Genomic DNA, 25,001 nt, shown 5'->3' with positions numbered 1-25,001 from the left:
CCATGCACCCCGTGGAAACGCATCGATGAAAACCAAACTCCTGAATACCGCGGTTGCCCTGGCGCTGGGCGCGCTGGCCGGGACCGCCTGCGCCCAGGCGCCGGCGCCGCTGCGCATCTCGTTCACCGCCGACATCCGCTCGACCGAGCCGGGCGTGAACCGCGACAGCAACAGCGACGCGGTGGTGCTGCACATCGTCGAGGGCCTTGTGGCCTACGGCGAGGATGCCGAAGTGCGCCCGCTGCTGGCCGAATCCATCGACATCAGCCCCGACGGCAAGACCTACACCTTCAAGCTGCGCCAGGGCGTCAAGTTCCACAACGGCGCGCCGCTGACCTCGGCCGACGTGCTCTGGACCTGGCAGCACTACACCGCCGCCAACGGCGGCTGGCGCTGCGCCAGCGAATTCGATGGCCGCGGCACCGTCAAGGTCACCGGCGTCGAGGCGCCCGACGCCCAGACCGTGGTCTACCACCTGGAAAAACCCAGCAGCCTGTTCCTGGCCTCGCTGGCGCGCGCCGACTGTGGCGGCACCGGCATCCTGCAGAAAGCCTCGGTCAAGGCCGACGGCACCTGGGACAAGCCCATCGGCACCGGCCCCTTCGTCTTCGCCGAATGGAAGCGCGGGGAATATGTGCGCCTGACCCGGTTCGCCGACTACGCCAACCGCGACGGCAGGCGCGACGGCTACACCGGTTCCAAGCGCCCCCTGGTCGATGAAGTGCGCTTCGTCATCGTGCCCGACGACTCCACCGCCAAGGCCGCCCTGCAACGCGGCAACATCGACATCATCGAGGACGTTTCCAACAACGACGTGCCGGTGCTGCAAGGCACCCCCAACGTCAAGGTCGCCTACGCGCCCGTCATGAGCATGACCGCGTTGCTGCTGCAGACCCGGGACCCGCTGCTGTCCAATCCCAAGATCCGCCAGGCCCTGGCCCACGCCATCGACTACGACCAGTTGGCCGCCGCCGTCACCGAAGGCCTGGCCAAGCCCAACAACTCCATCGTCCCGCTGGTCTCGCCGTACAACGATGCGACGCAGAAGGAAGGCTGGAAATACGACCCCGCGCTGTCCCGGAAGCTGCTCAATGAAGCCGGCTACAAGGGCCAGGAGATCGAACTGATCACCACCAAGCGCTATCCCCAGTCGTACAACTCCGCCGTCATCATCCAGGCCATGCTGCAGGCCGTCGGCATCAACGCCAAGCTGTCCGTATCCGAATGGGCCACCCAGCTCGACCGCTACAACGCCGGCACCTACCAGATGATGACCTTCCCGTACTCCGCCCGCCTGGACGCGGCGCTGAACTACGAAATGGTCACCGGCGACAAGGCCAGGCAACCTCGCAAGGTCTGGGACAACCCCGACGCCCAGAAGCTCCTGGACGCCGCCTCGGTCGACACCGACCACGCCAAGCGCCAGGCCGCCTTCGACCAGCTGCACAAGCTGTTCCTGGCCGACGTCCCCAGCATCCCGCTCTACAACGGCCTGGACATCGGCGCCTTCCGCAGCGATATCAAGGGCTACACCCCCTGGGCCGTCAAGAAGCCGCGCGCCTGGGAAGTGGAACGCGTGGCGAAGTAGCCCGCGCAACGCCAAGCAAAGAGGCCGCGAAAAGCGGCCTCTTTGCATTGCAAATAAACAGCGGCAGCGGCAACCGCAACCCACGCGCAGCGCCAACCCCAACCGCAAGACACCACGTAAGCTCAAAAAGGCCGCCCGCGCGGCCGCCTTTGCGCGGGCCCCGCAAGACTCGCCCCCACCCTCCGTTGCATCCAGGTACCCCAAGCAAAAAAACCGCCCCGGCAACCGTCAAGCTTCAACGGTCGAGTCCGGGGCGGCGTTGGCCTGGCGTGCGCGGGGCGTGTAGATGCGCCCGAGGGAATCTGAAGGAACAGCCGAAGGCTGTGACGAAGATGACAACGGGGCAGTCCGGAGCGAACGCTCCGGACCGCAATCGTAGCCCCGCGCACGCCAGGCCAACGCCGCCCCGGACGGCCCCAGAAAAAAGCCCCCCGAAAAAAGCGACTTACTTGCCAACGATCTTAGTCTCCCAGGCCCGCGGCTTCCCCTCCCAAACCGAAAACCCCTGCACCCGCTTGTTGGTCGCCCAAGCATCCGCCCCGTTATAAAGCACCAACAGAGGCGTCTGCTCCAGCATCAACGCATGCAGCTGGTCAAACAACTTCTGCCGCTTCGCCGGATCCGACTCCAGGAAGCTCTCGTCGATCAGCTTCTGCGCCGCTGGATCATCCCAGACCTTGCGCGGCTGCTTGCTCTTGTCGCCCGCGAATTGCTCGAAGCTCAGCGCCGGGTCGATCCGCGACGAGAACGTGAACGAACTGATCTGGTACTTGCCCGTGTTGTAGCGGTCCAGCTGCGTGGCCCATTCCAGCACCTCGATCTTGGCATTGATGCCCACCGCCTGCATCATCGCCTGCGCGATCACCGCCACCTGGTAGCTCGGCACGTGCGCGCGCTTGTTGGCGTAGATCACGATCGGCTCGCCCTTGTATCCCGCCTCCTTGAGCAATTGCTGCGCGCGCGCCGGATCGTATTTGTAGGTGCGCTTCTCGGCTTCCTGGTAATAGGCCGAGCCGGCATACACCGCCGAATTGTTCAGCTGCCCCAGCCCTTCGGAAGCCGCCGCCACCACCTGCGGAATGTCCAGCGCCGCCGCGATCGCCTGGCGCAGCTTGACGTTCTTGAGCACCGGATCCTGCGTCTGGAACAGCAGCGTGTGCTTGGTCGCGTCGTGCGGGCTCATCACCGACACCGCCGCGTTGTTCTTCAGCTCGGCCACGTCGGTAATGGTGATCTGGCTGGCGTCGATCGCGCCCGACACCAGGCCGGCCTTGGCCGTCGACGGGTCCGGCACCACCAGGAAGCGCACCTCGTCGGCCAGCGGACGCTTGGCGCCGACGTAGCCGTCCGGCTTGTCGCCGGCGCCGGGCGACACGTAATCCTTGAACGCCGTCAACAACACGTACTCGCCGCGCTTCCATTCCTTGAACTGGTACGGACCGGTGCCGACCGGCTGCTTCCACGAGCCATCGGCGTTGACCGAATCCTTGCTCAAGATAGCCGTCATGCCGCAATCGGTCCGCGCCAGCGAATCCAGAAACACCGCCGACTTGCGGTCGATCTTCATGACCACCGTCTGCGCGTCCGGCGCCGACACGTCCGTCACCTTCAGTCCGTTGCGGCCGTCGAAGTCGCTGCGGCAGCGCCAGTCCGTCTTCGGATCCATGTAGCGCTGCCAGCTCCACAGCACGTCGGCCGACGTCAGCGGCGCGCCGTTGTGGAACTTGACGCCGTCGCGCAACTTGAAGGTGTAGGTCAGGCCGTCTTCGGACAGGTCGACCGACTTGGCCAGCAGCGGCGCCACCGTGCCATTCTCCCGGTAGCCAACCAGGCCCTCCACCATGTTCAGCACCACGCCGTCGGTGGTGTTGTCGCGGTTCACGCCCGGATTGGTCGAGCGGATGTCGGCCGGCTGGGCAATGGTCAGGGTAGCGGCCTGGGCCGCGCCCGCGGCGGCCAGGGCCAGGCTGAGCGCGAGCGCGCGGGAAACAGGATGGTGGTGCATTGCAGGAACTCCCCCGGGGGCATGCGACGCCGGATTCATAACTATATTGGCGCCAAAATAGCTGCCCATTATGAAGGCTTGCGCCGGTCGCGGTATCCGGGGTATCCCTGAAAGCGCCCCGAAAACGAGCGCGGCGGCCTCCTTTGCAGGAAGGCCGCCGCGCGTGCCGGGCGCTGTCGGGTCAGGAAATGTCCTGGCCGACGTGCTGGGCGATGATTTTCTGCAGACGTTTGACGTCGCGCGCTTCCAGCGCCTCGACCATGTCGAAATGCTCGCGCGCCGAGATCTCGATGCGCGACCGCGTCACCCATTCCTTGGCCGGCGCCGCCGGGCCGCGCGCCCGGGTTTCCTGGATCAGGGCGGCCAGCTCACGGTTGGAACACATGTCGTACATGCCGGCATGGAAGGCCAGGTTGACCTCGTACTGTTCCAGCAGCGTGCCGTCCTGCAACAGCTTGGCGAAGCGCTCGGCCAGCGCGCGCAGGGCGCGCACCTTGGCGGCGGTGACATTCGGCATCAGGTCCGCCGCCGCGCCAGTTTCCAGCAGCACCCGGATATCGCGGATCTGCAGGTGCTGGTCCGGGTCCATCGTATAGACGTGATAGCCCCGGTTGGGGATGTGCGCGATCAGCCGCTTGGCCGTCAATTGGTCAAGCGCCCGCCGCACGTCCAGGCGCTTGGCGCCGTAGCGTTCCTGCAGGTCGATCTGTTTCAGCCATGCGCCAGGGCCGTATACCCCCGATTGAATATCCAGGGCAATACGGTCAACCAGGCCCGGCTGTGTCGCCGCCGCTTTCGGCATGGACCACTCCCGTGAATCTAATCCAAACCGCGTATTTTATGCGTAAGTCCGCGCCGCAACGGTAAGCCCGCGCGGCGCGGCCCCGTCCCGTCAGGCCATGGCCCGCGAGGGCTCCGGCTGGTCCAGGCGCCAGCGCAGGCGCACGCCGCCGGTTTCGGTCGATTCCAGGGCCGGAATCGCCGACAGCAGGCTGCGGGTGTATTCCTCGCGCGGCCGGTCGAACACCGTGTCGCGCGAGCCTTGTTCCACGATGCCGCCGTCGCGCATCACCACCACCCGGTCGGCCACCTGCTCCACCACGCCCAGGTCGTGGCTGATGAACAGGCACGAAAAGCCGTGGCGTTCCTGCAGGTCGGCGAACAGGTCCAGCACCTGCGCCCGCACCGTCACGTCCAGCGCCGACACCGGCTCGTCGGCAATCACGAAGGACGGCCGCCGCACCACCGCCCGGGCGATGGCCACGCGCTGGCGCTGGCCGCCGGACAGTTCGTGCGGAAAGCGCTTGGCGTATTCCGAACCCAGGCCGACTTCGGCCAACACCTCGTCGACGCGACGGCGCTTGTCGGCCGCCGGCATGTCGACCAGCATACGCAGGCCTTCGCCCACCAGTTGGCCGATGGTCATGCGCGGGTCGAGCGACGAGTATGGGTCCTGGAACACCATCTGGCAGTTCAGGCGGTAGTCGCGCCAGGCCGGCGAGCGGCGGCTGACCGGCTGGTCGCGGAACAGGATCTGGCCTGATGTCGGCGCCAGCAGGCCGGCGATGGCGCGGCCCAGCGTGGTCTTGCCGGAACCCGAGCCGCCCACCACCGCCACCACTTCGCGCGGCTTGACGTGCAGGTCGATGCCGTTGAGCGCGCGCTTGGCGCCGGTGCGCGAGAACAGGCGCTGGTGGCCGGCGTAGTCCACCACCAGGTTCCGGACCTCGACAATGGGCGCTTCCTGGATCGGCGCGCGCGCCGGCAGGCGGCGCGGCATGGCGTCCAGCAGCTTGCGGGTGTAGGGATGTTGCGGCCGTTCGAGGATGCCGGCGGTGGTGCCGGTTTCCAGCACCTTGCCGTGCTGCATCACCACCATGCGCTCGGTGTAGCGCGCCACCATCGGCAGGTCGTGGCTGATCATCAGCACGGCTGTGTTGTGCTCGCGCGTCAGGTCGACCATCAGTTCCAGCACGTCGCGCTGCACCACCGCGTCGAGCGCGGTGGTGGGCTCGTCGGCGATCAGCAGCGCCGGCTCGAGCAGCATCACCGAGGCCAGCATCATGCGCTGGCGCATGCCGCCCGAGAACTCGTGCGGCCAGGCCTCGACGGCGGCCTTCGGGTCGCGGATGCCGACGCGGCGCAGCATCTCCAGGATGCGTTCACGGCGCTGCGCGGTCGACAGGTCGCGGCGATGCAGCTTGAGGCCCTCGTCCAGCTGGCGCCCGATGGGCATGGACGGGTTGAGCGAGGTCATGGGTTCCTGGAACACCATGCCGATGCGCGCGCCGCGCAGCTTGCGCAGCGCGGCCGGGCGGGCCTGGGTGACTTCCACGCCTTCGAAGCGGATCGAGCCGCCGGCCACCACCAGCGGCGGCGGCGTCAGGCCCATGATGGCGCGCGCCGCCTGGGTCTTGCCGCTGCCGGACTCGCCGACGATGCCGACCATTTCGCCCGGCGCCACCTCGAAGGACACGCCGCTGACGATTTCGCGGCCGCCGCGGCCGACGGTCAGGGACAGATTCGATACGGTTACCAGTGCGCTCATTGCACGCCCCTCATGCGGGGATCGAGACGGTCACGCACCGCATCGCCCAGCAGGTTGATCCCGAGCAGCGCGAGCGCGATGGCCAGGCCGGGAAGAATGGAAAGGTACGACGCCTGCGCCATGAACGGCCGGGCGGCGGCCAGCATGTTGCCCCAGGTGGGCGCCGGAGGCGGCACGCCCAGGCCCAGGAACGACAGCGCGCTTTCCGCCAGGATCACCCAGCCGAACATCGAGGTCGCCAGCACCGTCAACGGCGCGACGCAGTTGGGCAGCACGTGGCGCACCATGGTGTAGATCTCGGAGTTGCCCAGCACGCGCGAGGATTCGATGAACTCCTTCTCGCGCAGCGACAGCACCGTGCCGCGCACGATGCGCGTCACCGACGGCGTATAGGCCAGGCCCAGCGCCAGGATGATGCCGTACTTGTTGGCGCCGACCACGGCCAGCAGGCCCAGCGCCAGCAGCAGGCCGGGAAAGGCCAGCAGGGCGTTGTTGAAGGCCATGATGATGCGGTCGGTCCAGCCGCGCACGAAGCCGGTCAAGGTGCCGATAATGGTACCGGCGATGATGGCGAAGCCCACCGTCAGCAGGCTGATCCAGACGCTGCTGGAGGCGCCGGCCAGCAGGCGCGACAGCTCGTCGCGGCCGAACTCGTCGGTGCCCAGCAGGAAGTCGCCGCCGGGCGGCTTGAGCCGCGCCACGAAGTTGATCTTGAGCGGGTCGTGCGGCGTCCAGAAGGCGCCCATGATGGCCGCGACGAGCATCGCCGCCACGATCACGCCGCCTATCAGCGCGTTAGCTGCAATTCGCTTTTTCATTCGGCGGTCACTCTCGGGTCGAAGATGGGATAGCAGAGGTCGATCAGCAGGTTGACGATCACGTAGATCACGCCGACGAACAGCAGGCAGCCCTGGATCACGGGATAGTCGCGGGCGAAGATCGAATCCACCAGCAGCCGGCCCAGGCCGGGAATGGTGAATACGGTTTCGACCACGGCGATACCGCCGAGCAGGTTGCCCAGCACCAGGCCGATCAGGGTCCAGGTGGGACCGAAGGCGTTGCGGAAGGCGTGGCGCATCAGCACCGCGGATTCCGACAGGCCCTTGGCGCGGGCGTGGGTGATGTAGTCCAGGCGCAGCACTTCCAGCGTGCTGGCGCGCGCCATGCGCATCAGCACGCCGATCTCGTGCAGGAACAGCGTCAGGATCGGCATGGCCAGGTACAGCAGGCCGGCCTTCCAGTCTTCGCCGATCGACACGTAGCCCACCACCGGCAGCCATTGCAGTTTCAAGCCAAAGAAGATCAGCAGCAGCAGCCCGAGCCAGAAGGTGGGAATGGACACCAGCAGCGTGGCGGCGCCGACCAGAATCAGGTCGGGCGCCTTGTTCTGCTTCCAGGCGGCGATCATGCCGGCGGGCACGGCCACCAGGGCGGCGAACAGCACGGCAACCAGCACCACGCGGCCGCTGATCAGGAAGCGGTCCCACACCAGCGGCAGCACGGGTTGGCCGGTGTTGATGGACGAACCCAGGTCGCCATGCAACATGTTGCCGAACCAGATGCCGAACTGGGTCGGCCAGGTCTGGTCCAGGCCCAGCCGCGCGCGCAGGTCGGCCAGGGCCGCCGGCGTGGCCAGGTCGCCCAGCAGCAGCTGCGCGGGGTCGCCGGGAATCAGGCGGATCATGACGAACACCGCCACCGCCACGATCAGCAGTGTCGGAATGGCCATGACGATACGGGATAGCGCGAAACGCAACATGGCCCTCTCCTATCGCGGCCGACAGGCGCTGACGCGCCGGCGGCCGGTCTGGTTGTCGACGTTATTCATTGCGCAGCTTGCGCAGTTCGGCGGCCAGGAAGTCCTGCACCTGGCCGACGCACTTCAGGCCGTCGTGCGGCACGTTGTCGACCACGTCCAGCACGGCCTTGACGCCGGCGGCCTCGAACGAGCGGCGCAGCGATTCCAGGCGCTCGGGACGGGTGGCGCCAGCGGAGTTGGCGCCGGGCATGAAGAACTTGCCGCCTTCGCGGTGGGTGATCTCCCAGGTCTCCAGGTCGGCCTTGCCGACGATCATGTGCACCGCGACCTGGCGCAGGGCGTCGATGTCGACGCCCTTGCCGAAGCGGGCCTCGGCGTCGCGCACGCCGACCCACCAGTCCTGGGCGGGATCGAGCAGCGTGACCGAGCCGGGCGCGCCGATCGACACGGCCCACAGGGTTTCGGGATGCAGCAGGGCGTAGCGGTTGACGAACTGGCCGCCGCCCGAATAGCCGAACAGGGCGAAGCGGGTGAAGTCGCGGCCGAATTTCTCGCCGACTTCGGCGACCATGCCTTGCAGGATGTGGTCGTAGCGGATGTCGCCCTCACGCAGTTGCTTGAAGCCGTCGCGGTTGCCGTCGCCGAGCGGGCTGACGGGAAACAGCGGGCACAGCACGATGCAGTCGTTCCAGCGGGCGAATTCGGCGAAGGCGTCGCGGTATTCGACGAAGGCGCGGCCGGTGCCGTGCATGATCACGACCAGCTCCATGGGGTGCTTGGCCTGGTCGATATGCGGGGGGACGTACATGCAGTACGAGAAGCGCGGGTCGGTGCGCGAGGCGAAGACGGTGCTGTGGCCGAGGTCGTAGATGGCGCGGGCGCGGGCGGCGTCGGGGGCCAGGGCGGGTGCTGCGGTGGACTGCATGGTTTCCTCGATTCCCGGGCGGGGGTGTGCCGGGGGGGTGTTGCGGGCGGGGATGGTTGACTAAATTGGCGCCAATTTTAGGAACCAGGTGTGGGTGGGGGCAAGCGGGGGGAATCCCTAACGGGTGGTTCGTGACGTTGCCCCGGGGGGATGGGTCGGGCGGCTCGGGCTGTGGTTCTTTTGACGCGTGGTGGCCGGGCCGGGCGCAGGGCGGGGCTACGATTGCGGTCCGGAGCCTTCGCTCCGGACTGCCCCTTCGTCATCTTCGTCGCAGCCTTCGGCTGCTCCTTCAGATTCCCTCGGGCGCATCTACACGCCCCGCCCTCCGCCCGGCCCGGCCACCACGCTGCGTCAGTGTCAAGCGAAGCGCCGCTGGGGAGTCTTGCGTGCTTGGGCTTCGCGGCGACGCTGGTTTGTTCGATGGAAGATCTTGCGGGGTCGCCCAAGGCGGCCGCGCGGGCGGCCTTTTTGGGCGTTCAGTGGTGCGGCGTCGACGTCCGGGTTTGCGGAGATGACGTAGGCGTCGTCAACAGGAAGGGCACAGACAAGAGCGGCGATTTTGCGCTCTGGGAGGGACGGTCGCAAAGAGGGGCGGCGGGGCTCAATCGAGCTTGTAGCTTTTCAGGTGGATGCTGGTTTCCGTAGCGGAGATGGCCTTGATGAGGCGGACGCGATCCAGGACGCGGGACATTTCCTCGATGTTGGCGACGCGTAGCTCGGCCAGCAGGTCCCAGCGGCCGTTGGTGTCGTGCAGGGCGACGACGGCGGGATCGCCCAGGAGGATGCTGACGACGCGGCGGGTTTCGTTGCCGTCGACGGCGATGTTCATCCAGGCGCCGATCTGGTCGGGTTGGGATTCGGGGCGCAGCCGGACGGTGTAGCCCACGATGATGCCCTCGTCTTCCATGCGGGCGATGCGGTTGTTGACGGTGCCCCTTGATACGTCGAGCTTCTTGGCCAGGGTCGCGACGGTTGCGCGAGCGTCGGCGCGCAACAGACCCAGCAATTGCTGATCGAGTGTGTCCATGATTGTTCCAGCCTGAAAATTGGCGCCAATTTCACATCTTATACGGATTCGATGCGGCGCTGGCGCGCGCTGTCCGGCACGCGGGCCTGGCGGGCCATGGCGTGTTTTTGCCACGGCCCCAATTTACCCCGTTTGGATTGGCGCCAATTTTTGATATATTTCGGGCCGGTCCGACAGCGCCCTACTCGGCTCATGCATCCACCTTGGCTGACGTCCGTGCCGGACTCGTAAAGATTCTCAATGTGATTGACGCTCGTATTAATGACGAGCGCCCTTCCCCGCTTCCTGGACTTCCGATGCCGATTCCTTTTCCCCCGCGACGCCTGGCGCTCGCGCTGGCCATGCTGACGCTGGCCGCCCACAGCCAGGCGCAGACCGCGGCAGACGCCGCGCCCGCCGACAACACCCTGGGCGCGATCAGCGTCGTGGGCGACTGGCTGGACAACCCCAATGAAGAAAAGGTGCTTGAACACGGCGGCGCGCGCACGATCATCGAGCGTTCGTCGTTCCAGGATACCGGCGCGACCAATGTGCGCGACGTCTTGCGCCGCGTGCCGGGCGTGCAGGTGCAGGAAAGCAATGGCACGGGCGGCAGCGATGTGTCGCTGAACGTGGGCGTGCGCGGGCTGACCTCGCGCCTGTCGCCGCGCTCGACCATTCTGATGGACGGCATTCCGCTGGCGGTGGCGCCCTATGGCCAGCCGCAGTTGTCGATGGCGCCCGTGTCGCTGGGCAACCTGTCGGCGGTGGACGTGGTGCGCGGCGCCGGCTCGGTGCGCTATGGCCCGCAGAACGTGGGCGGCATCATCAACTTCGTGACGCGCGCGATTCCGCGGGACTTCACCGCCGACGCCACGGTCGAGACCGACATGTACAGCCACGGCGGTGTGAAGACCTCGCCCAGCGCGTTCATCGGCGGCACCAATGAGCGGGGCCTGGGCGGCGCCCTGCTGTATTCAGGCACGCACGGCAACGGCTTTCGTGAAAGCAACGACCGCGTGGACATCGATGACGTGATGCTCAAGGGCACCTATCGCATCGGCGCCGACGACAGCGTGTCGGCCGCGCTGCATCACTACGAAGGCCGCGCCGGCATGCCCGGCGGGTTGACCACCAGGCAGTATTCCGAGGACCCCTTCCAGTCGACGCGGCCGTATGACAGTTTCACCGGCCGCCGCACCGACGCCTCGTTCCGCTACAACCACGACGACGGCATCAATAAGTTCGAGCTGCTGACGTACTACACCGACAGCTTCCGCGGCAGCAGCATCGAAACGGAGGGCACCGGCGCCAACGCCGGCAAGCGCCGCCTGACGTTCAACCCGCGCAACTATCACACCTTCGCGATCGAGCCGCGCTATTCGCGCCTGTTCCGCGGCGCCGACGTGACACAGGAAATCAGCGTGGGCTACCGCTACCTGAAGGAAGCCAGCGACGAGCGCGCCTCGCGCACCGCGTTCTACGTGCCGGACAGCGGCTTCGACGCGCCCAACGCGCCCAATCCGCAGTACCAGTACCGCACCGGCGGCACCACGGCGCATGCGGTCTACATCGATGACACCATCAACGTGGGCAACTGGACCATCACGCCGGGCCTGCGCTATGAATTCATCGACTCGTTCCTGAACGACAAGTCCAATCCCGCGGCCAGGACCCATACCAGCATCAAGTCCGAAGAACCCCTGCCGTCGCTGTCGGTGGTCTATCACGTCAGCGAGCAATGGAGCGTGTTCGCCAACGCCGGCCAGTCATTCGGCCCGCTGCAGTACTTCCAGATCGCCTCGACCACCAACGGCCTGCATCCGGAGAAGGCCACCACCTATGAAGTGGGCACGCATTTCAATGGCGGCGGCTGGAAGGGCGAACTGACGCTGTTCAACATCGACTTCGACGACGAACTGCAATTGCGCGGCGGCACCAACGGCGGTTCGGACGCCTGGACCAACCTGGGCGCCACCCGCCACCGTGGCCTGGAAACCGGGCTGTCGTACGACCTGGGCGAACTGTCGGCGGCGCTGTCGGGCCTGTCGCTGTACGGCACCTATACCTACACCCAGGCCACCTACAAAGCCGGCGTGTTCGAGGGCCGCGACCTGCCCTTCTATTCGCGCAACGTGGCCTCGCTGGGCGCGCGCTACACGCGCAACCAGTGGACCTTCAATGTCGACACCTTCCTGCAGTCCAAGCAGCGGTCGCCCGGCGCGCCCGACCCTGGCGCCCGCTACCAGACCGAGGAAAGCGCCAACGGCGCCTACGGCGACATCCCGGGCTACGGCACGGTGCACGTGCGCGCCGCCTACGACTTCGGCAAGCAGATGCACAACCTGAACATCGCGCTGGGCGTGAAGAACCTGTTCGACAAGCGCTACTTCACGCGCTCCACCGACAACAACGCGGGCAAGTACGTGGGCATGCCGCGCACGGTGTACCTGCAGGCGTCGCTGGCGTATTGATCGGGCGCCGGCGCGTGCGGCGCCGCTTCGGCGCACGCGCCGGCGGCACGGCGGGCTGAACCCGCGCGTTCATCGCGGGATCTCGGCGCCGCTATTTGCCCAACAGGCGCTTGACGCCAGCGACCACGCCCAGCGTCACCGCCCCCGCGACGATGCCGAACAGGGCGCTGAGCAAGGTCGACACCAAGGGCGGCAGCAAGCCGCCGCCGCTGGCCGCCGCGACGTGTTCGATGGCCGCGCCCAGCGGCGCGATGCCGTGCGTCAGGATGCCGCCGCCGACCATGAACATGGCGGCGGTGCCCACCACCGACAAGGTCTTCATCAGGTAGGGCGCGGCCGCCACGATGCGCTTGCCGAACCAGGCGGCCAGCGCGGCGCGGCGGGCGCTCAGGTACAGGCCCAGGTCGTCGAGCTTGACGATGCCCGCCACCAGGCCGTAGACCCCCACCGTCATGACCAGGGCGATGCCGGCCAGCACCACCGTCTGGCGCAGCAGATCGGCGCCGGCCACCGCCCCCAGGGTGATGGCGATGATCTCCGCCGACAGGATGAAGTCGGTGCGCACCGCGCCCTTGATCTTGTCGCGCTCGAACGCCACCATGTCCACCGCGGCGTTCTGCAGGGCCTCGGCGCGGGCGGCGTGATTGCCCTCGGCGGTCTCGCCGTGCGGCAGGAACTTGTGGGCCAGCTTCTCGACGCCTTCGAAGCACAGGAACAGGCCGCCGGCCATCAGCAGCGGCGTCACCGCCCAGGACGCGAAGGCGCTGATCACCAGCGCCGACGGCACCAGGATGAGCTTGTTGATGAGCGAGCCCTTCGCCACCGCCCACACCACCGGCAGTTCGCGATTGACCGGCACGCCCGAGACCTGCTGCGCATTCAGCGCCAGGTCGTCGCCCAGCACCCCGGCGGTTTTCTTGGCCGCCACCTTGGTCATGACGGAGACGTCGTCCAGGATGGTGGCGATGTCGTCGAACAATGCGAAGAAGCTGCTGCCTGCCATGGCGGATTCCGCAAAGTGGAGATGCCCGAGTGTACAGGCGTCCGCGCGCCGGGAGCGGTCTGCCGGACGTGGCCGTTTCCGCCCGTTACCTGTCCGTGCGCGCGATGGGCTCGCCGCCGGGGCGCGGGTATGCTGGCGGACCGACCGTTCGGAAAGGACCGCCATGCTCGAATTGCGCCCCAGCTGTGAACATTGTGACGCCGACCTGCCGCCGGCCTCGACCGAGGCCCGCATCTGCAGCTTTGAATGCACCTTCTGCGCGCGCTGCGCCGACGAGGTGCTCGGCAACGTCTGCCCGAATTGCGGCGGCGGCTTTGCGCCGCGGCCTGTGCGCCCCGCCACCGACCGGCGCAATGGCAATTTCCTGGGCAGGTATCCGGCGGCGGCCGAGCGCAAGCACCGGCCGGCCGACCTGGCCGCCCACGCCGCGCTGCGGCAGGCGCTGCGCGGCATCCCGCCACAGGACCGCTGAAACCGCCGGGCCCACGCGCCGCGCATCCGTCGCCGCCACGGCGGGCCAGGGAGCCGGCGCGCATGTGTCCGCGCGCCGGCCGTGCTGGCGGCGCCGACTAGCCGCGCGGGCGGACCGCCTCGGCCTCGGCGTTCTCGAACAGGATGTTGTTTTCCAGGTGGATGTGGGCCATCAGGTCCTGCTTGAACGTGCCGATGCCCAGGTACAGCGCGCGCCAGGTGTTGCAGGCGGCGCGTGGCAGCGTCAGGTCATGCGTCAGGGCCATCAGGCGCTCCAGCGCCACGCCGTGGTCATCATGCTCCATGCGCATCATGGTGATGGGCATGACCGCCATGGCGCCATGGCCGCGCGCCAGCATCGGGAACAGCACCTGTTCCTCCTTCTGCATGTGGCTTTCCAGTTCCTGGTGCATATCGCGCAGGTGATCGGCCAGTCCGGTGGGGCAGTCGGGACTGTCCGCATGCACCTGTTCCACCTTCATCGCCAGCCGGATCAATTCGGGCAACTGCTGCCGGTGCACCTCGTGATAGCGCGCCAGGATGTGATCGATCAGGTCGGCCGGGCTTGCCTGGCTCCAGTCGCGCTCGTCCGAGGCCGCGCCGGCCAGCGCCAACAGCCGCGCCTCGATCTGGCTCGCATCCAGTGACCGTTGCGCCGCGGCCTCGGCCAGGCTTTTCTTGCCGCCACAGCAAAAATCCAATTGATATTCGTGAAACACCTGGGTGGCGCCGGGAATGCTGCGGGCCAGCTGGCCCAGGGACTGTTCAACCATGCTCATCGCGTTTCTCCATGCTTCATGAGGGTGCCTGATCAGTAGCGAGATCCGTGCCAGGAAAAACTTGCGCCAAATCAATGATTTGAAAATTAAAGGGTAAAAACCACCCGGCGCGCTTGCGGTATTTATCACCCCCAAGGGTACGATTGACCCATGCAGAACCTGTTGCTTACCGACTTGGTCGTGGACCTGCCGGCCGCCGTCCGCCTGCAGCGGCTGACGGCCGGCCTGCGCGCCCATTTCCGCTGTGGCGCGGTCGCCCTGTTGCAACTGGAGGCCGACCACCTGCGGCCGGTCGCCGTCGATGGCCTGACCCAGGATGCGCTGGGCCGCCGCTTCGCGGTCCAGCAGCACCCGCGGCTGGCCGCCATCCTGGCGCGCCGCGGCGTCACCTGTTTCCATCACGACAGCACCCTGCCCGATCCCTACGACGGGCTGATCAACGGCATGGCCGGCGAACCGCTGCCGGTGCACGACTGCATGGGCACCAGCCTGCATATCGAAGGCCAGCCCTGGGGCGTACTGACGCTGGACGCGCTGGAGGTCGGCACCTTCGACGCCGAGGCGCAATCGGATCTGCGCGACATGATCGTGCTGGTCGAGGCCGCCCTGCGCGTGACGCGCCTGGAGGCCGAAACCCGCGCGCTGCGCGTGGCCCGCGGCGCGCTGCCGGCCGACAGCGCGCTGGCCGATGACAGCGAGATCCTCGGGCAGAGCGAGGCCATCGCCCGCCTGCTGCACGAGATCGAGGTGGTGGCGGACTCCGAACTGCCCATCCTGCTGCTGGGCGAAACCGGCGTCGGCAAGGAGTTGTTCGCGCATCGCGTGCATCGCCAATCGCGCCGCCGCGGCAAGCCGCTGGTGCACGTGAACTGTGCCGCCCTGCCCGAATCGCTGGCCGAAAGCGAACTGTTCGGCCATGCCAAGGGCGCATTCTCGGGAGCGCTGACCGAGCGGCCGGGCCGTTTTGAAGCCGCCAACGGCGGCACGCTGTTCCTGGACGAGGTCGGCGAATTGCCGCTGGCGGTGCAGGCCAAGCTGCTGCGCACTCTGCAGAACGGCGAAATCCAGCGGCTGGGCGACGACCGCCCGCGCACGGTCGACGTGCGCATCGTCGCGGCCACCAACCGCGACCTGCGCGATCGCGTGCGCCAGGGTGATTTCCGCGCCGACCTGTATCACCGGCTCTCGGTCTATCCGGTGCCGATCCCGCCGCTGCGCGAGCGCGGCCGCGACGTGCTGCTGCTGGCCGGCCGCTACCTGGAACTGAACCGCGCGCGGCTGGGGCTGCGCAGCCTGCGCCTGTCGCCCGAGGCCGAGGAGATGCTCAGCCGCTACCGCTGGCCCGGCAACGTGCGCGAACTGGAACATGTCATCAGCCGCGCCGCCATCAAGGCCGTGAGCCACGGCGCCCATCGCAACGAAATCGTCACGCTGGGCCCCGGCCTGCTGGACCTGGACGATGTCGCCATGCCCGTGCCCCCGCCCGAAGCGCCCGCCTTGCCGGCCGGCGCCGCCCAGACCCTGCGGGCCGCGGTCGACGCCTGCCAGCGCCAGGCGATCCGGCGCGCGCTGGACGCGCACCAGGGCAGTTGGGCCGGCGCCGCGCGGGCGCTCGACATCGATTCCAGCAACCTGCACAAGCTGGCGCGCCGTCTCGGCCTGAAGGACTGAGCCTGCTAGCCAGCTAGGAGCGCGGCATGCGCTCCAGGCAGGCGTTCACCACCGTCATCACCGGTCCGCCGCGCAACTCGGCCTCGGCATGGGCCGCCCCCGAAGCCAGCAACTGGTCATAACGCAGGAAATCCTCCAATGGCACTTTCGCCTGCAGTCCGTCCAGCACGCATTGGCAATAGTCCTTGGCCTTGGCGTCGACGTCGCGCGCGGCGGCCGGCGCCTTGGCCTTGAAGCCCTGCATGCAGGAGTTGTAGGTGGTGCGTTGCACCTCGGGCGGGTACTCCGTCTTTTTGTTGCAGCCAGCCAGCAGGGCCAAGGCCATGGCACCGGCGCCCAGGGCGCGGCAGGAGCGGTTCGGCATGGTATTCCTCGGATCGGGAGGGAATGGGAAACGCCGATTTTGGCACGGCGCGGCATGGCCGCATGCGCGGGCCGGGCCGGCGCGTCAGGAGGCCTGGGGCGCGACTGGCATCCGCAGCGTGAAGACAGTGCGATCCTCGCCCGACCTGACGTCGATGACGCCTTGATGGGCCGTGGCGATGCACCGGCATATATACAGGCCCAGGCCGATTCCCGCCGCCATGCCAGTCCTGCCCGTGGCGCTGCTGGCCCGCGTCAGCGGGTCGAACAGCGTGGGCAGGGCGCGTCGCGGAATCGGCGGGCCGTCGTTCGCCACTTCCAGCCACACCCAACCGGCCGGCTCGGCCATTGCCATCAACTCGATCTCGCCCGCGCCATAGCGAGCGGCATTGGACAGCAGATTGAACAACAGTTGGCCGATACGTCCGGGATCGCAGCGGACAATCAGGTTCTCCGGGCACTCGACGCGGATCACGGCCTCCGGGTAGAGCGCGCCGATCTCCTCAGCCGCCTGGCGGCATATCCGCGCCAGGTCCTGCTCGGAAAGCGCCACCGGCAACACACTGCCCAGCCGCGTCCGCGCGAACACCAGCAGGTCATCGATCATCCACTTCATGCGCACCGCGCTGCGCTGCACGTACGAAGTGGCACGGATACTGGCCGGCGAGAGATTGCGGTCGCGCGACAGGATCTCCGCGGAATTGAGCAACACGCCCAGCGGCGATCGCAGGTCATGCGCCAGCACGCCGGCGAACAGGTCGCGGATGCGCTCGGTGCGGTCGGAAAACTGGCGGACCGACTCGGTCAAGCCCTGGTCGATCGCCTCATTGAAGCGGATCATTTCCTGAAAGGCCTGCGGGCCGGCGGGCGCGCTGTGTTCCCACCGGCGCAACACGCTGGCGCGCAGCGCCCGGTATTCCGCCAGCACTTCATTGATGCCGAACCCCTGTGACAGGCGGTCGTCGGCGTGCAACATGGAAACGGTGTCAAAGGCGCTGTCCTGCTCGCGCTTGGCGCCATGCGATTTTTGCCGCTGCTGCAGGGGAGTCTGCGCCTGGCGCATGTTGGCGGCCACCCTGGTCAACAGCTCGGCGCCTGAATTGCGCAGCTCGACGGCCGTAAGCCGGTGCTTGCCCTGGTTCAGCACCATGGCATATTCCACCCAGTCGTCGATCAGGGCTTCCAGATTGGCTTCGATGAAATCCGCCAGGTCCATATCGGTCTCCATGGATGAAGCGTGCGCGCCGGACGCACTAATGCGCGGCCAACAGCCGCGTCAGGGCTTCGATCGAATAAGGCTTCTGCATGACCTCCAGCGCCCCGGCATCGCGCCCCGCCAACGCTTCACTGTAACCGGTTGCCAGCACCACCCGTATCGCCGGCCATTGCGTCTTGATCATTTCAGCCAACTGCACCCCGTCCATGCCAGGCAACACGATGTCGAGGATGGCGATATCGAAACGCCCCTGCTTCTCTTGCAACATGCGCAACGCGCTCTCGGCATCGGTGGCCCAGGTCAGGTCCTGGCCCAGATCGGTCAGCAAGGTCGACACAACCTCGCCGACCATGCGGTTGTCCTCGACCAGCAGGACGGCCTTGCGCGTCGTGACCCGGGCGGCGACGTCCGCATCGACAGGCCCGGCCACCGCGCTGGCCGGCGTCGCGGCGGGCAGGTACAGCGTGAACGTCGTGCCCTGCCCGACTTTACTGCGGACCGCGACATCGCCGCCCGATTGCCGCACGAAGCCCTGGACCTGGCTCAGCCCCAAGCCCGAATTCTGGTGCTTGCTCTTGGTGGAAAAGAACGGCTCGAAGACATGCGCCACCACATCGTCGGCAATGCCGACCCCGGTGTCCTGTACCGATAGCGCCACCTGCGGCCCGGGTTGGCCGGGAGCGCCGTTCGCGGCGGGCCTGCCATCGACGTGCCGCACCGATATCGTCAGCTGCCCGCCCGCGGGCATCGCATCGCGCGCATTGATCACGAGATTGAGCAAGGCCGATTCCAGCTGGCCCGGGTCCGCGGAAATCGTGCAACTGCCCGGTTCGAGTTCATAGCTCAGGGCGATGCTCGACCCCAGCGACGCTTCGAACAACTGGCGCAACGACGCCAGGGTTTCGCGCACATCGAACACATGCGGCTGCAGCGGCTGCTTCCTGGCATACGCCAGCAGCTTGCGGGTCAGCTGCGCGGCGCGCTCGGTCGTATCGATGATGATTCCCAGGTAACGCGTGGCCGAGGCCGGCAGGTCCGGGGACCGCTTCATGAACTCGGCGGAAAACCGGATGGCGGTCAGGAAATTATTGAAGTCGTGCGCCACCCCGCCCGTCAGGCGGCCGATGGCCTCCATTCGCTGGGCCTGGTGCATGGCGTCGCGCGCCGCCTGGGATTCCTCGCGGCGCAGCGTTTGTTCGGTGATGTCCCGGGTGATCTTGGCAAAACCCACCAGGCGGCCCTGGCCGTCGTGGATCGGATCGATCACCGCGCTGCACCAGAAGCGGCTGCCATCCTTGCGCACCCGCCAGCCTTCGGTTTCGAACCGTCCAGCGCGCAATGCCGTTTCCAGGGCGCGCTCGGGCGCGCCGGCGGCGCGATCCTCTTCGGTGTAGAAGACGGAGAAGTGCTGCCCCAGGATTTCGTGCTCGGCGTAGCCCTTGAAGCGCTCGGCCCCGGGATTCCAGCTGCTCACCAGGCCGTTGGCGTCCAAGAGGTAGATGGCATAGTCCATCACCGCGTCCACCAACAGCCGGTAGCGCTCGTCGGAGGGAATTTGAGGGGCCATGTCTGCCTCGCGAAAGTCGAATTGGTGCGATCCCGCCGCGCCAGCAAGAAACATGCCCCTTGCGCGGCAGACGCCGCCGCAAGCCCACGCCCCGGCCGCTCATCCCAGGCCGTGATACTTCCGGCCCATCTCCATGGTGGCGCGGTAGAAGCCCTCCTTGCTGCCGCAGTCGTAGCGTTGACCGTCGTACTGGTAGCCAAACACGCGGCCCCCATCGAGCAGGGCCGCGATGGCGTCGGTCAGCTGGATCTCGCCGCCGACACCCGGCCGGGTCGCCTGCAGCGCCGGGAAGATGGCGGGATCAAGGATGTAGCGTCCCACCACACCCAGATCGGTCGGCGCGTCCTCTGGCCGCGGCTTCTCGACGATGCCGGTCAGGCGCAGCACTCCGTGCGAGGCCTGCGTGCCGGAGACGATCCCATACTGATCGGTGTTGGCCGGCGGCACCTTCTGCACCGCGATCACGCTGCCGTCGAACTCCCGCGCCACCTTCATCATCTCGCCGATGACGGGCGTTTCGGCGTCGATCATGTCGTCCGCCAGCAGTACGGCGAACGGCTCATTGCCCACGATCGAGGCGGCGCACAGCACGGCGTGGCCCAGCCCCAGGGCGGCGGGCTGGCGGGTATAGACGCACTTCACGGTTTCCGGAATGACATTGCGCACGCTGTCGAGCAGCACGGCCTTGTTCTTCAGCTCAAGGTCGCGCTCCAGTTCCGGCACGCGGTCGAAATGGTCTTCGATGGCGCGCTTGTTGCGGCCGGTCACGAAGATCAGCTCCGTAATGCCGGCGGCCACCGCCTCCTCGACGGCATATTGGATCAGCGGCCGGTCGACGATGGGCAGCATTTCTTTGGGCATGGCCTTGGTCGCGGGCAGAAAGCGCGTGCCGAGGCCAGCAACAGGGAAAACCGCTTTGCGTATGGGAAGCATGGTATGAACCTCAGTCGAGCGGCTCGCCGGAGCGGGAGCCGTGGCAGCGATTAGCAAATGCCGTGCCCGGTCGAGAGCTGCGCCGCGCCGGAAGTCCCGATCACCTGGCGGCGCCGAAAATGTAAGCGTCCATTACTCTGTCGGCGTCGGCGCGCCCAAACACCCGCGAGTGACGCCGCGTTCTGCCGCCGGCCGGTACATACGCACTGGTTTGCGGGCATCTCACCGGCCACGGGATGACGGCATAGGATGAAATTTAGTGAAACAAAGGTGAAGCATCCGTTCGGCCACAGCAACTAAGCTGCCAGCAACAGGTTGAGGAGGACTCCATCCGTGACTATCCGCACGCCCAGACAGGATACGGCCGGCACCCTATCGCACAACCCGCAGCCCGCGACCGGAAAAAATGGCCCGCCGACGCCCCCGCGGCCTTTGACCATCCTGCTCGCAGACGACAACCAGGACGCCGTCGAAACCCTGGCGGAAATCCTCAGGCTTGACCACCACCAGGTCCATACCGCGCTCGAAGGGCGCACGGCCCTCGCCCTGGCGCAGGCGCACCGGCCGGACATCGTCCTGCTCGACATCAGCATGCCGGAACTGGACGGCTACACCCTTTGCCAACGCCTGCGGCGCGAACCCTGGGCCGCGGACCTGGTGATCGTCGCGCTCAGCGGCTACGGCAGCCCGCAAGACCTCGAGCGCGGACGCATCGCCGGCTTCGACCGCTATTTCACCAAGCCTGCCGATCCGGGCGAGTTGCTGGACTATCTGAATCGCCGCGGGGGCCACGCTCATGCAGGCACGGGCCACAACGCTTCGCGCCCCACCTGAAGCAACTTGCGGTCAGCCAGGCGCAGGGCTGTCAATACGCCGCCGGATACGCACCCGGTATCCAGGCACACCACGTCCGACCGCACCAGCAATCCCAGCGTTGCCCAGTGGCCGAAAAGGACCGGAGCCGGCCCCGCCTGCCGGCCCGGGACGTCGAACCAGGGCAGCATGCCGGATGGCCAGCGTCCCGGCGCGGCCTTGGCGTGCGGCGCCAATGTGCCGTCGGGGCGGCAGAGCCGCATCTGGGTGAACGCCCGGACAATGAACCTCAGCCTGGCCGCGCCCGACATCGTGTCGCGCCAGGACAGCGGCGACGGCCCCCGGATCCGCGGCAGGTGCTGGCGCCATCGCGGATGGCGCAGCAACGTCTCGACCTCCCGCGCGCGCGCCATCGCCGTGGCGCAATCCCAGCGCGGATAGACGCCGGCGTGCACCAGCAGATGGCCGGCTTCGGCGTGCAGCAACGGCTGCCGGCGCAGCCAGTCCAGCAGCGACGTGGCGTCGCGCGCGCGCAGCAGCTCGTCCAGCGTATCGCGGCGGCCCGGCCGCAGGCAGCCCGCCGCGACTGCCAGCGCCCGCAGGTCGTGATTGCCGAGCACGACGGTGGCGCGCTCGCCCAGCGCCCTGACCCGCCGCAACGTCGCGGCCGACGCCGGCCCGCGGTTGACCAGGTCGCCCACGAACCAGAACCGGCAGCGCGGGTCATCGGCGATCTCGGGACGCGCCAGCAAGGCATCCAGGGAGTCGCGGCAACCATGCACATCGCCGATCACCCAGATCGATTCCATGGCGTTCAGTCCTTCTGCACAGCGCCACGCGCAGGCGTGCGCGGACGTCGGGACGATGTCAGCAATTGGCGCGCCCGGCCCCATCGCAAGATCCGGATAGCCGGCTCGCTGCGGCTTGCCTATCGTCGCCAGGTCATTTACCTAGAAGGATTCACCATGCATCAACTGACCGGCAAAGTCGCCATCATCACCGGCGCCAGCTCGGGCATCGGCTACGAAGCGGCAAAGCTGTTCGCCCGCGAGGGCGCCAGCCTCGTGGTGGTGGCGCGGCGCCAGGCCGAACTGGAACACCTGGTCGCGGCCATCGAAGCCGATGGCGGCCACGCCGTGCCGCTGGCCGGCGATGTGCGCGACGAGGCCGTCGCCGAGGCCGCCGTCACCCTCGCCGAGCGCCGCTTCGGCGGACTGGACATCGCCTTCAACAACGCCGGCATGACCGGCGGCGCCCTGCCCCTGCACCAGGTTCCGCCCGACGCATGGCGCCAGATCCTGGACACCAACCTGAGCAGCGCCTTCCTCGGCGCCCGCCACCAGATCCCGGCGATGCTGCGGCGGGGCGGCGGCTCGCTGGTTTTCACGTCCACCTTCGTCGGCCACACGGCGGGCTTTCCCGGCATGGGCGCCTATGCCGCCAGCAAGGCCGGCCTGATCGGCCTGACCCAGGCGATCGCCGCCGAATATGGCGCCCAGGGCATCCGCGCCAACGCCCTGCTGCCAGGCGGCACCGACACGCCGATGGGCCGCGCCTCGATGGACTCGCCCGAGGCGCGCCGCTACATTGAGAGCCTGCACGCGCTCAAGCGCCTGGCCAGCCCCGCCGAGATCGCCCGCTCCGCCCTGTACCTGGCGTCGGACGCGTCCAGCTTCACCACCGGCACGGCATTGCTGGTGGATGGCGGGGTATCGATCAATCGGGGGTGATGGCGCCCGTTCAGCTCATGTAGACGCCACCGTTGATCGCATAGTTGGCGCCCGTCACGAACGCCGCCTCGTCCGAAGCCAGCCAGGCGCACAGCCCAGCCAGGTCCTGGGCGGTGCCCAGGCGCCCCACCGGCACGCTTTCGATGATGCGGTCCAGCAACGCCGGCGGGAACGCCTTGACGGTGTCGTCGGCGATGAAGCCCGGCGACACCAGGTTGACGGTGACGCCGCGCGCCGCCACTTCCTGCGCCAGCGAGCGAGTGAAGCCGATGACGGCGCCCTTGGCGGTGGCGTAGTTGATCTGGCCGATCTGGCCCTTTTCGGCGGCGACCGAGCCGATGTTGATGATGCGGCCCCAGCCGCGCTCGGCCATGCCGTCGACCACCTGCTTGGTGCTGTTGAACAGCGTGTCCAGGTTGCTGCGCAGCACCGCCGACCAGTCGGCGTGGCTCATCTGGCGAAAGCGCATGTCGAGCATGGCGCCGGCGTTGTTGACCAGCACGTCGATCTCGCCGACCTCGCGCCGCACCTTGGCGAAGGCCGCCTCGGTCGAGGCCCAGTCGGTGGCGTCGCCTTCCGAAGCGATGAAGTCGTAGCCCAGCGACTTCTGTTCCTTCAGCCAGTGATCCTTGCGCGACGAGCGCGGCCCGCAGCCGGCGATGACGCGGTGACCGGCGCGGTGCAGCGCCTGGCAGATCGCGGTGCCCGTGTGGCCCATCCCGCTGGTGACGTAAGCAATGCGCAAAGCCATGAACGTGCTCCTTTCAAGAAACGTGGGAAAGCGCGGCCGTCAGGCGACGGAGCCGACCAGGGGGAACAGGCCGAACGCCAGCGCGGCCGCCAGCATCACCAGGCACACCATCGTGGCCCACTTGAGCGAATAGCGCTGGTGGTCGCCAAACTCGACGCCCGCCAGGCCCACCAGCAGGTAGGTCGACGGCACCAGCGGACTGAGCAGGTGCACCGGCTGGCCGATCAGCGAGGCGCGCGCCATTTCCACCGGCGTGATGCCATAGCCTTGCGCGGCTTCGCTCAGGATCGGCAGCACGCCGAAATAAAAAGCGTCGTTCGACATGAAGAAGGTGAACGGCAGGCTGACCAGCGCGGTGATGCCGGCCAGGTACGGTCCGAGCGCGTCGGGGATCACCGCCAGCAGGCTGCGCGACATGGCTTCGACCATGCCCGTGCCCGACAGGATGCCGGTGAAGATGCCCGCCGCGAAGATCAGCGACACCACCGACAGCACGTTGCCGGCATGCTGCGCCACGCGGCGGCGCTGCTCGGCCAGGTTCGGGTAGTTGATGATCAGCGCGACCGCGAAGGCGATCATGAACAGCACCGGCAGCGGCAGCACGCCCATCACCAGACTCACCATCAGCGCCAGCGTCAGGCCGGCGTTGACCCACAGCAGCCTGGGGCGGCGCAGGTCGTGGTCGACCTCGATCTCGGGCAGGTTCTTGGGGCCGTCCTCGTCATAGCCGGCGTGCAGCGCGGCGCCGTCGGGCAGTGACAGCACGCCCAGGCGGCGGCGTTCGCGCAGGCCCAGAAAAAAGGCCAGCAACAGGATCGCGACGATGGCCACGCCCATCACCGGCACCAGCGGCACGAAGATTTCGCCGGCGTCCACATGCAGCGCGCTGGCGGCGCGCGCGGTCGGTCCGCCCCACGGCGTCAGGTTCATGACGCCACTGGCCAGCATCGCCAGACAGGTCATGGACAGCGCGTTCATCTTCAGGCGGCGATACAGCGGCAGCATCGAGGCCACCACGATCATGTAGGTGGTGGAGCCGTCGCCGTCCAGCGAGATGACCAGCGCCAGCACGGTGGTGCCGACCACGATCTTGAGCGGGTCGCCCTTCACCGCGCGCAGGATGCGGCCGACGATGGGGTCGAACAGGCCGGCGTCGATCATGACGCCGAAGTAGAGGATGGCGAACATCAGCATGACGCCGGTGGGCGCGATCTTGCGGATGCCGTCGAGCATCATCTTGTCGATGCCGGCGCCGAAGCCGCCGAGCAGGGCGAAGATGATCGGAACAAGGATGAGCGCCACCAGGGGCGAGAGGCGCTTGGTCATGATCAGCGTCATGAACGTGATCACCATGCCGAAGCCAAGCAGGGTCAATAGCATGAGGGGGTATCTCCGGGCT

General features: G+C 67.5%; 22 protein-coding genes. 6 read left to right on the top strand and 16 right to left on the bottom strand.

All coding sequences use genetic code 11. From position 1 onward, the window contains the following. Nucleotides 1-25 precede the first annotated feature (25 nt). Nucleotides 26-1,588: an ABC transporter substrate-binding protein gene (locus tag AC6CR5_RS26610; RefSeq protein WP_498085072.1), complete on the top strand. Its 1,563-nt coding sequence runs from the start codon at nt 26-28 to the stop codon at nt 1,586-1,588. Between the two features lie 445 nt (nt 1,589-2,033). Here AC6CR5_RS26610 and AC6CR5_RS26605 read toward each other — a convergent pair whose 3' ends face one another. The 7 genes from AC6CR5_RS26605 to AC6CR5_RS26575 all read right to left on the bottom strand — a co-directional run bounded on the left by AC6CR5_RS26605 (nt 2,034) and on the right by AC6CR5_RS26575 (nt 9,852). Beyond that, nucleotides 2,034-3,593, bottom strand: coding sequence for an ABC transporter substrate-binding protein (locus AC6CR5_RS26605; RefSeq protein WP_006389183.1), 1,560 nt, complete (start codon nt 3,591-3,593; stop codon nt 2,034-2,036). A 181-nt stretch (nt 3,594-3,774) separates the two neighbouring features. Next, nucleotides 3,775-4,395, bottom strand: coding sequence for a GntR family transcriptional regulator (locus tag AC6CR5_RS26600; RefSeq protein ID WP_006389182.1), 621 nt, complete (start codon nt 4,393-4,395; stop codon nt 3,775-3,777). Nucleotides 4,396-4,485: 90 nt separating this feature from the next. Further along, nucleotides 4,486-6,141 (bottom strand): ABC transporter ATP-binding protein, encoded by a 1,656-nt coding sequence (locus tag AC6CR5_RS26595; protein WP_047992163.1) that lies wholly within the window; start codon nt 6,139-6,141, stop codon nt 4,486-4,488. After that, on the bottom strand, nt 6,138-6,959 hold the full coding sequence (locus AC6CR5_RS26590) for an ABC transporter permease (protein WP_498085071.1): 822 nt from the start codon (nt 6,957-6,959) through the stop codon (nt 6,138-6,140). Before AC6CR5_RS26590 ends, AC6CR5_RS26595 begins: the two co-directional genes overlap by 4 nt. Next, nucleotides 6,956-7,900, bottom strand: a complete 945-nt coding sequence (locus AC6CR5_RS26585; protein WP_006389179.1) for an ABC transporter permease — start codon at nt 7,898-7,900, stop codon at nt 6,956-6,958. The genes AC6CR5_RS26590 and AC6CR5_RS26585 overlap by 4 nt, the downstream gene beginning before the upstream one ends. Before the next feature lie 61 nt (nt 7,901-7,961). Then, the gene (locus AC6CR5_RS26580; RefSeq protein ID WP_026382620.1) at nt 7,962-8,825 is read right to left on the bottom strand and encodes an alpha/beta hydrolase family protein; all 864 of its coding nucleotides are present in this window, start codon (nt 8,823-8,825) and stop codon (nt 7,962-7,964) included. A 601-nt stretch (nt 8,826-9,426) separates the two neighbouring features. After that, nucleotides 9,427-9,852 (bottom strand): Lrp/AsnC family transcriptional regulator, encoded by a 426-nt coding sequence (locus AC6CR5_RS26575; RefSeq protein WP_006389177.1) that lies wholly within the window; start codon nt 9,850-9,852, stop codon nt 9,427-9,429. A 296-nt stretch (nt 9,853-10,148) separates the two neighbouring features. Between AC6CR5_RS26575 and AC6CR5_RS26570 the strand changes: the two genes are divergently transcribed. Continuing rightward, a complete protein-coding gene (locus AC6CR5_RS26570; protein WP_200220934.1) occupies nt 10,149-12,305 on the top strand; it encodes a TonB-dependent receptor family protein in 2,157 nt (718 codons plus the stop codon). A gap of 91 nt (nt 12,306-12,396) precedes the next feature. On the opposite strand, the gene AC6CR5_RS26565 is transcribed toward AC6CR5_RS26570, so the two are convergent. Continuing rightward, complete coding sequence (locus AC6CR5_RS26565; protein ID WP_026384228.1) at nt 12,397-13,308, bottom strand: DUF808 domain-containing protein; 912 nt, start codon at nt 13,306-13,308, stop codon at nt 12,397-12,399. A gap of 163 nt (nt 13,309-13,471) precedes the next feature. On the opposite strand from AC6CR5_RS26565, the gene AC6CR5_RS26560 reads away from it, so the two are divergent. Then, entirely contained in the window at nt 13,472-13,780 is a 309-nt protein-coding gene (locus tag AC6CR5_RS26560; protein ID WP_006389174.1) for a DUF1272 domain-containing protein, read from the top strand. A gap of 97 nt (nt 13,781-13,877) precedes the next feature. On the opposite strand, the gene ytfE is transcribed toward AC6CR5_RS26560, so the two are convergent. Beyond that, a complete protein-coding gene (gene ytfE, locus AC6CR5_RS26555) occupies nt 13,878-14,558 on the bottom strand; it encodes an iron-sulfur cluster repair protein YtfE (RefSeq protein WP_006389173.1) in 681 nt (226 codons plus the stop codon). Nucleotides 14,559-14,708: 150 nt separating this feature from the next. On the opposite strand from ytfE, the gene norR reads away from it, so the two are divergent. After that, nucleotides 14,709-16,229 (top strand): nitric oxide reductase transcriptional regulator NorR, encoded by a 1,521-nt coding sequence (norR, locus tag AC6CR5_RS26550; RefSeq protein ID WP_054445366.1) that lies wholly within the window; start codon nt 14,709-14,711, stop codon nt 16,227-16,229. Between the two features lie 13 nt (nt 16,230-16,242). Here norR and AC6CR5_RS26545 read toward each other — a convergent pair whose 3' ends face one another. The 4 genes from AC6CR5_RS26545 to galU form a co-directional block, all read right to left on the bottom strand. Then, the gene (locus AC6CR5_RS26545) at nt 16,243-16,593 is read right to left on the bottom strand and encodes a hypothetical protein (RefSeq protein ID WP_058665908.1); all 351 of its coding nucleotides are present in this window, start codon (nt 16,591-16,593) and stop codon (nt 16,243-16,245) included. 84 nt (nt 16,594-16,677) lie between these two features. Further along, the gene (locus AC6CR5_RS26540) at nt 16,678-17,820 is read right to left on the bottom strand and encodes an ATP-binding protein (protein WP_327763910.1); all 1,143 of its coding nucleotides are present in this window, start codon (nt 17,818-17,820) and stop codon (nt 16,678-16,680) included. Between the two features lie 25 nt (nt 17,821-17,845). Then, nucleotides 17,846-19,375 (bottom strand): PAS domain-containing hybrid sensor histidine kinase/response regulator family protein, encoded by a 1,530-nt coding sequence (locus AC6CR5_RS26535; protein WP_238920247.1) that lies wholly within the window; start codon nt 19,373-19,375, stop codon nt 17,846-17,848. A gap of 99 nt (nt 19,376-19,474) precedes the next feature. Beyond that, on the bottom strand, nt 19,475-20,308 hold the full coding sequence (gene galU, locus AC6CR5_RS26530) for a UTP--glucose-1-phosphate uridylyltransferase GalU (RefSeq protein WP_047992155.1): 834 nt from the start codon (nt 20,306-20,308) through the stop codon (nt 19,475-19,477). Nucleotides 20,309-20,740: 432 nt separating this feature from the next. Between galU and AC6CR5_RS26525 the strand changes: the two genes are divergently transcribed. Further along, nucleotides 20,741-21,142, top strand: a complete 402-nt coding sequence (locus AC6CR5_RS26525; RefSeq protein WP_173000863.1) for a response regulator — start codon at nt 20,741-20,743, stop codon at nt 21,140-21,142. Here AC6CR5_RS26525 and AC6CR5_RS26520 read toward each other — a convergent pair. Continuing rightward, nucleotides 21,103-21,930, bottom strand: a complete 828-nt coding sequence (locus tag AC6CR5_RS26520) for a symmetrical bis(5'-nucleosyl)-tetraphosphatase (protein ID WP_047992153.1) — start codon at nt 21,928-21,930, stop codon at nt 21,103-21,105. The genes AC6CR5_RS26525 and AC6CR5_RS26520 overlap by 40 nt on opposite strands. Nucleotides 21,931-22,086: 156 nt before the next feature. Here AC6CR5_RS26520 and AC6CR5_RS26515 point away from each other — a divergent pair, with 156 nt between their 5' ends. Then, the gene (locus AC6CR5_RS26515; protein ID WP_020924782.1) at nt 22,087-22,851 is read left to right on the top strand and encodes an SDR family oxidoreductase; all 765 of its coding nucleotides are present in this window, start codon (nt 22,087-22,089) and stop codon (nt 22,849-22,851) included. A gap of 10 nt (nt 22,852-22,861) precedes the next feature. Here AC6CR5_RS26515 and phbB read toward each other — a convergent pair whose 3' ends face one another. After that, nucleotides 22,862-23,602, bottom strand: a complete 741-nt coding sequence (gene phbB / locus AC6CR5_RS26510) for an acetoacetyl-CoA reductase (RefSeq protein WP_150101371.1) — start codon at nt 23,600-23,602, stop codon at nt 22,862-22,864. Nucleotides 23,603-23,641: 39 nt separating this feature from the next. Continuing rightward, entirely contained in the window at nt 23,642-24,982 is a 1,341-nt protein-coding gene (locus AC6CR5_RS26505) for a CitMHS family transporter (RefSeq protein WP_200220931.1), read from the bottom strand. Nucleotides 24,983-25,001: the final 19 nt, after the last annotated feature.

Source organism: Achromobacter sp. EG18 (genome assembly GCF_059759395.1).
This window is presented reverse-complemented; position numbering and strand designations above follow the sequence as displayed.